The 13,318-nt window shown below is 32.7% G+C and carries 13 protein-coding genes and 1 riboswitch; of the genes, 11 read left to right on the top strand and 2 right to left on the bottom strand.

Annotated elements, in window-relative coordinates; genetic code table 11:
* Nucleotides 1-32: 32 nt before the first annotated feature.
* The gene (gene xerD, locus SOJ_RS07930) at nucleotides 33-920 is read left to right on the top strand and encodes a site-specific tyrosine recombinase XerD (RefSeq protein WP_002507548.1); all 888 of its coding nucleotides are present in this window, start codon (nucleotides 33-35) and stop codon (nucleotides 918-920) included.
* A gap of 93 nt (nucleotides 921-1,013) precedes the next feature.
* Here xerD and SOJ_RS07935 read toward each other — a convergent pair whose 3' ends face one another.
* Nucleotides 1,014-1,520 carry a DUF309 domain-containing protein gene (locus SOJ_RS07935; RefSeq protein ID WP_002507549.1) on the bottom strand — a complete coding sequence of 169 codons (507 nt, stop codon included), beginning with the start codon at nucleotides 1,518-1,520 and terminating at the stop codon, nucleotides 1,014-1,016.
* A 93-nt stretch (nucleotides 1,521-1,613) separates the two neighbouring features.
* Between SOJ_RS07935 and SOJ_RS07940 the strand changes: the two genes are divergently transcribed.
* From SOJ_RS07940 to SOJ_RS07965, 6 genes are all read left to right on the top strand, one after another.
* On the top strand, nucleotides 1,614-2,348 hold the full coding sequence (locus SOJ_RS07940) for a segregation and condensation protein A (RefSeq protein WP_002507550.1): 735 nt from the start codon (nucleotides 1,614-1,616) through the stop codon (nucleotides 2,346-2,348).
* Entirely contained in the window at nucleotides 2,338-2,880 is a 543-nt protein-coding gene (gene scpB, locus SOJ_RS07945; protein ID WP_031265982.1) for an SMC-Scp complex subunit ScpB, read from the top strand. The genes SOJ_RS07940 and scpB overlap by 11 nt, the downstream gene beginning before the upstream one ends.
* Entirely contained in the window at nucleotides 2,873-3,610 is a 738-nt protein-coding gene (locus SOJ_RS07950) for a pseudouridine synthase (RefSeq protein ID WP_002507552.1), read from the top strand. The genes scpB and SOJ_RS07950 overlap by 8 nt, the downstream gene beginning before the upstream one ends.
* A 133-nt stretch (nucleotides 3,611-3,743) precedes the next feature.
* Nucleotides 3,744-4,469 carry a response regulator transcription factor gene (locus SOJ_RS07955; RefSeq protein WP_002507553.1) on the top strand — a complete coding sequence of 242 codons (726 nt, stop codon included), beginning with the start codon at nucleotides 3,744-3,746 and terminating at the stop codon, nucleotides 4,467-4,469.
* Nucleotides 4,453-6,228, top strand: a complete 1,776-nt coding sequence (locus SOJ_RS07960; RefSeq protein ID WP_037539570.1) for an ATP-binding protein — start codon at nucleotides 4,453-4,455, stop codon at nucleotides 6,226-6,228. The genes SOJ_RS07955 and SOJ_RS07960 overlap by 17 nt, the downstream gene beginning before the upstream one ends.
* 224 nt (nucleotides 6,229-6,452) lie before the next feature.
* Nucleotides 6,453-6,588: riboswitch (FMN riboswitch) on the top strand.
* Nucleotides 6,589-6,653: 65 nt separating this feature from the next.
* Nucleotides 6,654-7,199: an ECF transporter S component gene (locus SOJ_RS07965; protein ID WP_002507555.1), complete on the top strand. Its 546-nt coding sequence runs from the start codon at nucleotides 6,654-6,656 to the stop codon at nucleotides 7,197-7,199.
* 273 nt (nucleotides 7,200-7,472) lie between these two features.
* On the opposite strand, the gene SOJ_RS07970 is transcribed toward SOJ_RS07965, so the two are convergent.
* Nucleotides 7,473-7,721: a ferredoxin gene (locus SOJ_RS07970; RefSeq protein ID WP_002507556.1), complete on the bottom strand. Its 249-nt coding sequence runs from the start codon at nucleotides 7,719-7,721 to the stop codon at nucleotides 7,473-7,475.
* A gap of 109 nt (nucleotides 7,722-7,830) precedes the next feature.
* Between SOJ_RS07970 and SOJ_RS07975 the strand changes: the two genes are divergently transcribed.
* The 4 genes from SOJ_RS07975 (at nucleotide 7,831) to ypdA (ending at nucleotide 13,318) form a co-directional block, all read left to right on the top strand.
* Nucleotides 7,831-8,796 (top strand): helix-turn-helix domain-containing protein, encoded by a 966-nt coding sequence (locus SOJ_RS07975; RefSeq protein ID WP_002507557.1) that lies wholly within the window; start codon nucleotides 7,831-7,833, stop codon nucleotides 8,794-8,796.
* The gene (locus SOJ_RS07980) at nucleotides 8,783-10,162 is read left to right on the top strand and encodes a RecQ family ATP-dependent DNA helicase (protein WP_002507558.1); all 1,380 of its coding nucleotides are present in this window, start codon (nucleotides 8,783-8,785) and stop codon (nucleotides 10,160-10,162) included. Before SOJ_RS07975 ends, SOJ_RS07980 begins: the two co-directional genes overlap by 14 nt.
* A 148-nt stretch (nucleotides 10,163-10,310) precedes the next feature.
* The gene (gene ebpS, locus SOJ_RS07985) at nucleotides 10,311-12,137 is read left to right on the top strand and encodes an elastin-binding protein EbpS (protein ID WP_002507559.1); all 1,827 of its coding nucleotides are present in this window, start codon (nucleotides 10,311-10,313) and stop codon (nucleotides 12,135-12,137) included.
* Nucleotides 12,138-12,331: 194 nt separating this feature from the next.
* Nucleotides 12,332-13,318: a bacillithiol disulfide reductase YpdA gene (gene ypdA / locus SOJ_RS07990; RefSeq protein ID WP_002507560.1), complete on the top strand. Its 987-nt coding sequence runs from the start codon at nucleotides 12,332-12,334 to the stop codon at nucleotides 13,316-13,318.

Consider the following 13,318-nt stretch of genomic DNA (forward strand, 5'->3'; position numbering starts at 1 on the left):
CATACACTATTTAATAAATAGAGGTGGTACCATTGGATACTATAATTGAAGAATATTTGAGATTTATCCAACTAGAAAAAGGGTTGAGTTCGAATACAATTGGCGCATATAGAAGAGATTTAAAAAAATATGCCACATTTTTAGAAGAACAAAAAATAGGACATATAGATTTTGTAGATAGACAATTAATTAACCAATGTCTTGGTTATTTACACGACGAGGGTGCTTCAGCAAAATCATTGGCACGTTTCATATCTACAGTACGAAGTTTTCATCAATTCGCATTACGAGAGAAATATGCTGCAAAAGATCCAACTGTATTAATTGAAACACCAAAATATGATAGGAAATTACCGGATGTCTTAGAAATAGATGAAGTACTTGCTTTGCTAGAGACTCCGAACTTATCAAAAATTAACGGTTATAGAGATCGTACAATGTTAGAATTATTATATGCTACAGGCATGCGCGTTTCTGAACTTATACATATAGAACTTGAAGATATCAATTTAATCATGGGCTTCGTCAAAGTATTTGGTAAAGGGAACAAAGAACGCATTATCCCATTAGGTGATGCAGTTATAGAATATTTAAATACATATTTAGATACAACGCGCCCTCAATTATTGAAGCGTACTGTGACAAATGTATTGTTTTTAAATATGCATGGTAAACCTTTATCCAGACAAGCTATTTGGAAAATGATTAAACAAAATGGTGTAAAAGCGAATATCAATAAAACGTTGACACCACATACATTAAGACATTCGTTTGCTACACATTTACTTGAAAATGGTGCTGACTTACGTGCTGTACAAGAAATGTTAGGTCATTCTGATATTTCGACAACACAACTTTACACACATGTTTCAAAATCACAAATTCGCAAAATGTATAATGAATTTCATCCACGTGCATAAACACAAACCAGTTTATTCGTTGAATAGCTAGCTTGTGTTTTTTTGTTTGCGCCATCATTTTAATAGGACTTGTTTTATTCATTTGACTTAAATTTATTCTTTGTTTGCATGGCGTATATCAAGTGCCTGTTGTCGCGCTTTGTCAACTTCTGAACGATCTCTTTCTAAATGATGATTTACAATATAACTATCTTCTATCACATGTGGCATTTTGACAAAATCAGGGTATTTTTTTAAAATATCCTGTTCCATTTCTTTGGTTATTGGTAATTGAATAGGCACAAATTGCTTAGCATTAGCCACAGACTGAATTAATTCTAAAATAATTTTTATATATCTATCTGTATAGATACCTAAATCAATGGATTGTTCACTTTGTTCTATAACACTTAATGCTTTTTTAAAAGAACGTAACGCGCCAACATTGTTTTGTCTGCGATAATGATAGCAACCGGTTGCTAACAAAATCAAACTTACAATCGCATCATCTTTACTGAATTGCGGATTTTGTTTCCAAGCTTCTTCTAAAATGTCGTGACACAAAAAATAATGTTGTTCCGTATGAAATTGATAATAAAAATCTTGCAATGCATTTTCCATAATTAAAACCGCTCCAAATTTAAATGTTTTCATTAAACATGCTATAATATTTTAGTGAAATACGCACATAACTTGCTATATGAGGTAGATACTATGTATGAAGTAAAACTAGATGCTTTTAATGGTCCCTTAGATTTATTATTGCATCTCATTCAAAAAATTGAAATTGATATTTATGATATTCCCATGAAAGAATTAACAGAACAATATATGCAATATATACATGCGATGAATCAATTAGAGATTAATGTCGCTAGTGAATATTTGGTTATGGCCTCTGAACTACTTATGATTAAAAGTAAAATGCTGTTGCCTCAAACAGAAGAATCCGACGAATTAGAAGAGGATCCACGTGAAGACCTAGTGGGACGATTAATTGAATATCAAAATTATAAAGAATATACTGAGATTCTAAACGAAAAAAAATCTGAGCGTGCTTTTTACTTTTCAAAGCATCCAACTGATTTAACACACCTAGAATCTAATGAAACTTGGGATTCAAATAACACAATTGATTTAACAGATTTAATCATCGCTTATCAAAAAGTTAAAAATCGCGTTGAATTCAATACACCAAAAACTGTAGATATCCGTAAAGAAACATTTACGATTCAACAAGCAACTTCTCAAGTTAATGCGCGTTTACAACAACATGATTCGTTTAATTTTTTTAGTTTGTTTAATTTTACAGAACCTGTTGAAATGGTAGTCACACATTTTCTAGCAATACTTGAAATGTCTAAATCGGGCATTGTAAATATAGAACAACTCAAAAATTTCGACGATATCAATATTATAAGAGGTGTAAACTATGGCATTGAACGATAAAGGTATACTAGAAGCATTACTTTATACAGCAGGTGACGAAGGTTTAGATGAAAAACAATTACTCGAAATTTTAGACATAGACCAAACACAATTGTCACAACTCGTTTCTGAATACATATCAGATGGCTTAGAAATTCAACATTTTGGTCAAACTTATGTACTTACAACAAAAAAGGATGCAGCAAATTATATTGAAAAATTAATAGAACAAAAATCAAAAATGAAATTATCTCAAGCAGCAATGGAATCATTGTCTATTATTGCCTACAATCAACCTTTATCACGAAGCGATATCGAGATGATTAGAGGTATAAATTCTGACGGTGCTGTTAAAACTTTAATCGCTCGAGGACTAATAGAAGCTAAAGACGAAGCGGATTCCAGAAGTCAACAACTCTATACTACAGAACTATTTTTAAACGTATTTGGCATTGAACATTTAGATGATTTACCAACAACTGATGAGGAAGATGAAGAAATAGAAGCTTTCTTCAGTAATTTAGTAAATCAAAAAGGAGAAAATAATGAATAAAGAGACAGAAAGATTACAAAAACGTATTGCAAACAGTGGTCACACCTCACGTAGAAAAGCTGAAACATTAATCACAGAGGGCAAAGTGTTAGTCAATGGCTCAGTTGTAACAGAATTAGGTACGAAAGTTAAACCTTCTGATACGATTGAAGTTGAGGGTATTAAATTAGAACAACAAGATAAACTATATATTTTATTTTATAAACCAGCACAAGTTATCACTAGTGTATCTGATGATAGAGGTAGAAAAGTGGTTACAGATTACTTTAAACAAATTAAAACAAGAATTTATCCAGTGGGTCGTTTAGACTATGATACGTCAGGTTTACTTTTATTAACTAACGACGGCGAATTCACTAATTTAATGACACATCCGAGTTATAAAATTAAGAAAAAATATGTTGTTAAACTGAAAGGCTATTTAATGCGTGAAGAAGTTAAAGCTTTAGAACATGGTGTTGAACTGGAAGATGGTCATACACAACCAGCTACTGTAAAAGTAAAAAACCAAGACAAAGATAAAAATTCAACACTTGTTGAAATTACAATTACAGAAGGACGCAATAGACAAGTCCGTCGCATGTTTGAACACTTTGGTCACGAAGTTACAAAATTACAACGTATTGAAGTTGGACCACTTAATCTTAAAGGGCTTAATGCAGGTGAGGGCAGAGTCTTAACACCTCATGAAGTAAAAGTGATGCGTCAACTTGCAGAACACGGTAAATAATTGTTATTACGTTTAGCTTGATTCAAACTATGAGAAAAGTTTCACAATCTTTTCCTTCGTAATCACTTTTCCTGCTAAACGTATGATATAATGTGATTAAATTGAAAGTTAGCAGTGTGGGAGGTACATACGTATGTCAAATGAAATACTTATCGTAGATGATGAAGATCGAATCAGAAGATTATTAAAATTATACCTTGAAAGAGAATCTTTTGAGATACATGAAGCAAGTGATGGTAATGAAGCGTATAAAATGGCGATGGAACATGATTATTCATGTATTTTATTAGACCTTATGCTTCCAGAGATGGATGGTATCACTGTAGCCTCACGTCTCAGAGAACACAAAGAAACACCAATTATTATGTTGACTGCTAAAGGTGAAGAAACAAATAGGGTAGAAGGATTCGAATCTGGTGCAGACGATTATATCGTGAAACCATTTTCTCCTCGTGAAGTGGTATTACGTGTCAAAGCGTTGTTAAGACGTACACAAGTAGCGCACACAGAACAAAGTGAACCTCATGCGCGTGATTTAATTGAATTTGACCATCTTGTCATTGACAACGATGCACACAGAGTATTAGCAGATAATAACCAAGTTAATTTAACACCAAAAGAATACGAACTGTTAATATTTCTAGCTAAAACACCTAACAAAGTCTTTGATCGTGAACAACTTCTAAAAGAAGTATGGCATTATGAATTCTACGGTGACTTGCGTACTGTAGATACTCACGTTAAACGTTTAAGAGAAAAGTTAAATCGAGTATCTGATGCGGCAGCTCAAATGATTCAAACTGTTTGGGGCGTCGGTTATAAATTCGAGGTTAAGTCCAATGATGAATCGGCTAAATAACGTAGTGATAAAACTGTGGTTAACTATTATTTTAATAGTAACGACAGTTTTAATTTTACTAAGTGCTGCACTCATAACATTTATTCAGTCCTATTTTACGCAAGAAACTGAAGATTCATTACTCAAAGATGCACAGCGTATCAGTCAATTGGTGGAAAGCGCTGATGACAAAGCTACAGCTATTGAATACAGTCGTAAATTGATAGAAAATCCAGATGGACTTATTATTATGAATGATAAGCATATGGTGAGCCAACATAAAGATAAAATTAAAGACAAGATGTTTAAAGAAATTAAAAACAATAAAGATTATAACCAAGTGTTTGATAAGGGAAAACAAATTTCGGAACACGTTACTGTTAAAATCAATGGGCAACAGCGAACTTATGTGTTAATTGGTTATCCTGCTAAAAACTTGACTGAACAAGATAATAATCAAAATAATAACTACAGTGGCGTATTTATCTATCAAGATTTAAAAACTGTTGAAGAAACCAATAACGTAATTACAGTTATTATTTTAATTATAGCTATTATCTTCTTAGCTATTACAACCGTTTTTGCCTTTTTCTTATCATCTCGTATAACAAAACCGTTACGAAATTTACGGACACAGGCCTTGAAAGTTTCTAAAGGAGATTATGCGCAAGTCGTACCTGTCAATACACGTGATGAAATTGGTGAATTATCTCGTACGTTTAATACGATGAGTTCTGAAATTCAACAACATATAGATGCCTTGTCATCTTCTAAAAATATTCGTGATAGCCTAATCAATTCTATGATTGAAGGTGTATTAGGATACAATGATAAAAAAGAAATTATAATTTCTAATAAGATGGCTCAAAACACACTTCAAATACTGGATGAACATGAACTGAAAAAGCTTGATAAACAAAATGAACGTACTTTCAAAAACAAGCAAACACAATTTGAAGAATATGAAATAAACACACGTTATTTAGTAATAATAACGAGTTATATTGATCAAATTCAGCCAGATGGTCGTAGTGGTATTGTCGCTATTATTCGTGATATGACAAACGAACATAACATAGATCAAATGAAAAAAGATTTTATTGCTAATGTTTCACATGAATTACGTACGCCTATTTCATTATTACAAGGGTACACTGAGTCTATTGTGGATGGAATCGTCACAGAGCCTGATGAGATACATGAATCACTTTCTATTGTACTAGATGAAACTAAACGCTTAAATAGACTCGTAAATGAGCTACTCAGTGTTGCACGTATGGATGCTGAGGGTCTATCAGTAGAAAAATCTGTTCAGCCTATTGATACATTACTAAATAAAATGCAACAAAAATACCATAGTCATGCAGAAAGTTTAGGTTTAAGCATCAATTTAAATCCAAATACGCACGAACAGTTGTGGTATTATGATTTAGATCGAATTGAACAAGTCTTAACTAATTTGATAGACAATGCAACAAGGTATACCGAAACAGGAGATGCCATCACTATCAGTTATGGAGAGTCAGAAACAGAAAATATATTATATATTACTGACACGGGCTCTGGTATTGCGCCAGAACATCTACAACAAGTGTTCGAACGTTTTTATAAAGTTGATTCCTCACGTAAACGAGGTAAACAAGGTACAGGTCTAGGTTTATTTATATGTCGAATGATTGTAGATGAACATGGAGGCAGTATTGACGTTAAAAGTAAACTAGGTCAAGGAACAACCTTTATTATCAAATTACCAAAGTTAACTGATAATGAGATGTTATAGAACTTACTTGAGTATTACTGTTTAAATTAAACAATAATATAAAGACCGACGAAATCATTATTGTTATTTCGTCGGTCTTTATTATCAATTATGCTTACAAACTTACTGAAAAGTGTATATTTCCTATAATTCAGTCGCTTTCACTCCCTTTTTATCATATTTAGAGCAATAGTATTGTTTTTACCTGAGTAATAAGCTATGATATATGTATAAAAATTTAAGATATTCATCTTCGGGGTAGGGTGCAATTCCCAACCGGCAGTAATTCAAGCCTGCGACCCATTTATTTTCATTTAAATAAATGGCTGATCTAGTGAAAATCTAGAGCCGACAGTAAAGTCTGGATGGGAGAAGATGGAGGGTTATTTGTTGTGCTATTAAATCCTCCTATTCGATAAAAGATGAATGGAAGGAGATAATTTAATATGCAACAACAAACAAAACGACTTATTACGATAAGTATGTTAAGTGCGGTTTCTTTTATATTGATGTTTATAAAATTTCCAATACCATTTTTACCGCCTTATTTAACTTTAGACTTTAGTGATGTACCTGCATTATTAGCTACATTCACACTCGGACCGCTCGCTGGTATTATTGTAGAATTTATAAAAAATTTATTAAACTTTTTATTCAATCTTGGAGATCCAGTTGGTCCAGTTGCTAACTTTTTAGCAGCATCCAGTTTTTTACTGACAGCTTATTATGTCACTAAAAACAAATATAACCTTAAATCACAAATCATAGGTTTTACTGTAGCAACTATTGTGATGACAATTATTTTAAGTATCTTAAACTACTTTGTGTTGTTACCTTTATATGGCATGATTATGAATTTATCTGATGTTGTTGAAAACGTTAAGATTGTTATTGTATCTGGCGTTATTCCATTCAACATTATTAAAGGCGCTATTATTTCTATAGTGTTCATTGTTTTATTTAAACGTTTAAAAAATGTATTACCAAAATAAATTTAAAAATATCTGGAGATTAATACTCAGATAAATAAAAACAGGGTGATTTCTATTGAAGTAATACAGAAATCACCCTGTTTTTAAATTAATCATTAATAATTCAGAACCATCTTAGACATAAAAATTAGCATGTTCCATGCACTGAGAACACGCTAACCTTAAACATAGCCATTAGTAATTATAGATAGTAATCACTGTTTTCAGGCAAATGCTTATTATATATTATTAAGTATAAACCGCATACTTACTTTTATGGAACTAACCTTGCTTTTATTCAAACTTTAATGCATCTCCATCAAATGATTCTTCTTCAATTTTAATTGAATCAGTAGGACAACCATCTAACGCATCTTCCATATCCTCATATAATTCTTCCGGCACCTCTGCTGTACCTTTGTTGTCATCTAGTATCACATAGGCAATACCTTCATCATCATAGTCATATATATCAGGGGCAGCGGCACCACAAGCACCACATGCAATGCATGTATCCATATCAACAATTGTATATTTAGCCAATTTCTTCGCCTCCTTTGACAAAAATGCTACACTAATAGCACAATTATTATTGTAGTCACTGTACTAAGTTTTTTCAAATGTTTTCGTTTTATAAAATGAGGGAGTAAACATGTATAATATAATCCAATTTGCACAAACACACGCACACAATTACAAAACTGAAAAAAGTATATTTAATATTATCACAGGGAAAAAGTCACATCAAACTTTTTTTGATGCCTGTAGTCAACAACTCTTATCATTATATCACAGCATGCCTAACTTGAAATATCAGTCGTTTGAGCGATACTTCAATCACTTTAATGATCAACATAATAGCTATCAAAATATCGTTAATCATCCGAGACATACGTTTGATAGTTTAACCAATACATTTAAAGCCATACAATTGTTAACTCAGACCTTATCTAACACACAACATAAGGTCTATCAATTCGTACCTATTACTCAACATAGTACTGTACACCAACAAGTTAAATTTGTATATAAAGAAATTATAAGCAATCAATTACAAGAACAATTCATTGCAGAACTTACAACATTATTCCAATCTATACTGAATAAAAATAATACAATATATATTCACTATTACCTACAAGGTTTTGAAGAAAGTATGTATACACGACAACAAATCAGTTTAATAGAAGACATACCACAAGAACACTTATTTGAATTAGAATTTACAGATTTGGTCACATCAATGTACGAGATTGAGCACGAGTCTAACTATCCACTGTTAAACAAACTCATTGTGCTACCATCATTATTAAATAAAACAGAGCAAACTTACTTAGGTTTACAAAATGGATTAAACTTCGAACAACTGGCTGCACAACAAAATGTTAAACCTAATACGATAGATGATCATATTTTAGAACTATTTATAAAAGGCTACATATCGAATTATGAAGATTATTTAACACATTTAACTTATACTGATTTCATGACTTACTACATTTCACATCGTAGTGAGAGGCTACGCAATTATAAAGAAATATTTCCGGACCTCAGCTATTTTGAATTGAAATTGATTATCGTTGGAATTGAGAGAGGTGAAATCAATGTTGCAACATGAGCTAAAAAAGTGGTTCGGGTTTGAGGATTTTAAACCTGGCCAACAAGAGATTATAGAAAGTGTATTGAACAATGAAGATACATTAGGTATTTTACCTACAGGAAGTGGTAAAAGTCTTTGTTATCAATTACCAACCTACATACGTCAACAACCGACACTCATCATTTCACCCCTCATTTCTTTGATGGATGATCAAGTCATGCAACTCAAATTACACGGTGAACATCATGTTTGTTGTATTCATTCAGGTATGGATGAAAATGAGAGAAAAAGAAACATTGAAGCACTAACAAAAAGTCGTTTTATCTATTTAAGTCCAGAATTTATACTCCAACCCCAAAATTTTAAACTTATTAAAAATTTGGATATTGGCATGGTCGTATTAGATGAAGCACATTGCTTATCTGAATGGGGATATGATTTCAGACCTCACTATGCACTTATAGGTAAAATTATCTCCCGTTTTCCGACAGCAACCGTGCTTGCTCTTACAGCAACTGCACCGAATTACTTAACTTATGACTTAAACAATATGTTAAAAAAGTCTTTTCATGTTATTAAAACGAGTATGAACAGAGACAATATTTCTTTAGCACATAAAAATTTCAAAGATGATGAAGCCAAATTAAAATGGTTACTACCAGCATTAGAAAATTCAGGACCTACAATTATTTACGTTTCTTCTAAAAAAGTGTGCTTAACTTTAGCAAAAGAAATATATAATTATGGTTTTTTAACAGGAATATATCATGGAGATTTATCTTATCAAGAACGGCACACAGTTCAGCATCAATTTTTAAATAATGAAATACCTATCATCGTGGCAACCAGTGCATTTGGTATGGGCATTAATAAAAAAGATATACGTTCTATTTTTCATTACCACCTATCGACAAGTCCATCAAACTACATGCAAGAAATTGGTCGCGCGGGTCGTGATGGGGCAGACAGTCAAGCAATTAGTTTATTTCAACCTGATGATAGTTTTTTACTAGAAACACTATTATTTACGGATATGATGACCACTAATGACATAGATGCCTTTGAAACAGGTGCCTTTGTAACTCCGGACAAATTTGAAATATTAGAAATTTTAAATAGCTATTACTCATTTGCTGAGTTACGTACGATATTCGACAGGACCTATCAGCGAAAACGCCAAGGTTATATACGTATGCTAGGATACAAAAACCTAGACCAATGCCGACGCACTTATATGATGGAATTCTTTGGTGAAACGTTAAGTAAAAGACCTGATCAATGCTGTGATAATGATTCTGATTTAAATGTAATTAATTTAATTAATAGAAAAAAAGTAAAAAGAAAAATGGATTTTAATGAAAAAATACAAAATTTGTTTAAATAATAGACAAATACTTTACTTCACTTTTTCAAACAAGCTATAATACTACATATATACTAGCTTAATAGTAATTTTTTGCATAAAAAGTTATACATATTTACTTATTTTTAGGGTATAACAGTATATACTTAAATTAAAACAAGGAAGGATGATGAATTTGTCTAACAACAATTTTAAAGATGATTTTGAAAAAAATCGTCAATCCATTGATCCAAAAGAACATCAAGATAATGCAAAGGATTCCGTTAACGGTTCAGTTGACAACGTAAAAGAGGAAGTTTCTGATAAGACAGACGAACAATTCCCTCCTAGAAACGCTCAAAGAAGACAGCGCAGACGTGACACAGCAACAAATCAGAATCCAAATAATCAGCCTGAACAAGATAAAGGTGAAGTTCAAGGCGATAATCAATCACTACAAGATAATAACGCATCAGAAGCAGATTATGATAATAATAACTCAACAAAAGATCCTTCGAAGAATAATGATTTAAACCTTGAATCTAAGAACAATCAAAATAACAAAGGAAACCAAAATGATTCCAACGAAAGCGTTGAATCACAAAAAGATAATGAATCTAATAAGAAAGGTGCTGCTGTAGCTGGTGGCGCTGCTGCAACTGGTGCAGGTGCTTATGCTGCTGGCAAGCACAATGATAATAAAGATTCAGCAGAAAATGACTTAAATGATAATGAACAAAATATCAACAACTCTGATAACGAACGAGCAGACAAATCAGATGATGCTTCGCATTCAGAAAATGATAACAATAGTTCTAAGAAAAAGGGTGCTGCTGTAGCTGGAGGTGCCGCTGCCGCAACCGGTGCAGGTGCTTATGCTGCTGGAAAGCATAGCGATAACAAAGATGAACATAACCAAGATAATAACAATAAAGCAACCGAGCAGAATAAAAATGAACAAGATATAGAAGATCAAGATAAAAAAGAGCAAGATAAAGATGGCTCTAAGAAAAAAGGTGCTGCTGTAGCTGGAGGTGCCGCTGCAACTGGTGCAGGTGCTTATGCTGCTGGCAAGCACAAAGGCAACAAAGACAATAAAGATAATCACAGCGAAAACGAAGCACAAGATAAAGATGAAAAGAACAAAGAAAAAAATGGTTCTAAGAAAAAAGGCGCTGCTATAGCTGGTGGCGCTGCTGCTGCCGGAACAGGTGCTGCCGCAGCGGCACATTCTAAAGCAGGCGGTGGCAATGGCAACGGCGGTAATGCTAATGGTGGCAATGGTAATAATGGTGATAACAATGACGACGATAATAAGAAAAAGAAAAAAGGCGGTTTATTAGGTAAATTATTACCAATATTGGCTGCGATATTAATATTAGCTGCAATTGCTATTTTCGGTGGCATGGCTTTAACTGGCGATGACGAAGGTGACAAAAATAGCGATGACAAAAAAGTAGCTGATAATAAAGATAGTAAGTCTGATTCTGAAAAAGATAAAGATAAAAAATCAGAAAATGATAAATCCAATAAAGATGAAGACAAAGATGACTCATCTTCAAACTCAGAAGACAGCAATAGTGGTTCAGATTCTGTCAATTCTGATAGCGAAAACGCTGACCAAGCAAACAGTGATGCTAATTCTGATCAACCAAGTAACGATGCTAATTCTGATTCAGCTAGCAACGGTTCACAAGATGCAACAAATAGTACGCAAGACAGTCAAGGTCAAAGCGACCAAAACAGTGAGAGCGGTCAAGATCAACAAAGTGATCAATCTAACGCTCAAAGCAATTCATCTTCAGATCAATCACAAGCAACTAACAACCAAGATAGCGAACAAGCAAATAGTAACTCTGGCCAACAATCACATGTAGTCAATGGTCAAAACCTATATAGAATTGCTATTCAATATTATGGTAGTGGTTCTCCAGAAAACGTTGAAAAAATCAGACAAGCCAATAATCTACAAGGAAATGAAATCCATAATGGACAACGTCTTGTTATTCCACAATAGTTCATCATGTTATAAGTAAAAACCTATTAAACGACCAAACTCTTTAAATTAGTGAGTTTGGTCGTTTTTGTATTTAATCTTTAAGTTTAATAAAGCGTCAATATAATTTGTGCAAGAATATTCGATTTCTATCATTTGGTTTTTTCTAAACTACTGGTATAATATATTGGTGGTATAAGGAGGACAAATAAACTATGCAAACAGTTGAAAGTATAATTATTGGTGGCGGTCCTTGCGGATTAAGTGCTGCTATTGAACAAAAGAAAAAAGGTATTGATACTTTAGTTATTGAAAAAGGAAATGTTGTAGATGCAATCTATAATTATCCAACGCATCAAACTTTCTTTTCATCAAGTGATAAATTAAGTATTGGGGATATTCCATTTATTGTTGAAGAAAGCAAACCACACAGAAATCAAGCTCTAGTATATTACAGAGCAGTGGTTAAGCATCATCAATTGCGAGTTAACGCTTTCGAAGAAGTCCTCACAGTGAAAAAAATTAATAACCGTTTTACGATTACAACAACTAAAGATGTCTACCAATGTAGATTCCTTACTGTAGCAACTGGCTATTATGGTCATCATAATCATCTTGAAGTAGATGGAGCTGAGCTTCCAAAAGTAATGCATTATTTTAAAGAAGCACATCCTTACTTTGACCAAAATGTTGTAATTGTCGGAGGTAAAAACTCAGCTGTAGATGCTGCTCTAGAGTTAGAAAAGGCTGGAGCAAACGTAACAGTTATTTATCGCGGAGAAGATTATCCAAAAGCAATTAAACCTTGGATTCTACCAAATTTTGAATCTTTAGTACGTCATGAAAAAATTAACATGGCATTTAATTCAAATGTTACTAAAATAACAGAAGATAGTGTATTTTATGAGCAAGGAAATCAAACAATTGAAATTCCTAATGATTATGTCTTTGCTATGATTGGTTATCATCCAGACTATGATTTCCTACAATCAATTGGTATAGATATCAATAGTAATGAGTTTGGTACTGCACCAGTTTATAATAGAGAAACTTATGAAACAAATGTCGAAAATTGCTATATCGCTGGTGTCATTGCGGCAGGCAATGATGCAAATACAATATTTATAGAAAACGGCAAATACCACGGCGGTATTATCACTCAAAGTATTTTATCTAAAAAACAAACACCACTTGAATCATAA

Origin of the sequence: Staphylococcus sp. OJ82, from assembly GCF_000294465.1 — a bacterium.
In the GTDB taxonomy this organism is placed as follows: domain Bacteria; phylum Bacillota; class Bacilli; order Staphylococcales; family Staphylococcaceae; genus Staphylococcus; species Staphylococcus equorum.

Excerpts from the sequence above, each read along its gene's own strand:
- ebpS (WP_002507559.1), top strand. The coding sequence starts at position 10,311 with ATGAATTTGTCTAACAACAATTTTAAAGATGATTTTGAAAAAAATCGT.
- SOJ_RS07980 (WP_002507558.1), top strand. The coding sequence starts at position 8,783 with ATGTTGCAACATGAGCTAAAAAAGTGGTTCGGGTTTGAGGATTTTAAA.
- SOJ_RS07960 (WP_037539570.1), top strand. The coding sequence starts at position 4,453 with ATGAATCGGCTAAATAACGTAGTGATAAAACTGTGGTTAACTATTATT.
- SOJ_RS07965 (WP_002507555.1), top strand. The coding sequence starts at position 6,654 with ATGCAACAACAAACAAAACGACTTATTACGATAAGTATGTTAAGTGCG.
- SOJ_RS07935 (WP_002507549.1), bottom strand. The coding sequence starts at position 1,520 with ATGGAAAATGCATTGCAAGATTTTTATTATCAATTTCATACGGAACAA.
- SOJ_RS07950 (WP_002507552.1), top strand. The coding sequence starts at position 2,873 with ATGAATAAAGAGACAGAAAGATTACAAAAACGTATTGCAAACAGTGGT.
- ypdA (WP_002507560.1), top strand. The coding sequence starts at position 12,332 with ATGCAAACAGTTGAAAGTATAATTATTGGTGGCGGTCCTTGCGGATTA.
- SOJ_RS07975 (WP_002507557.1), top strand. The coding sequence starts at position 7,831 with ATGTATAATATAATCCAATTTGCACAAACACACGCACACAATTACAAA.
- SOJ_RS07955 (WP_002507553.1), top strand. The coding sequence starts at position 3,744 with ATGTCAAATGAAATACTTATCGTAGATGATGAAGATCGAATCAGAAGA.
- SOJ_RS07940 (WP_002507550.1), top strand. The coding sequence starts at position 1,614 with ATGTATGAAGTAAAACTAGATGCTTTTAATGGTCCCTTAGATTTATTA.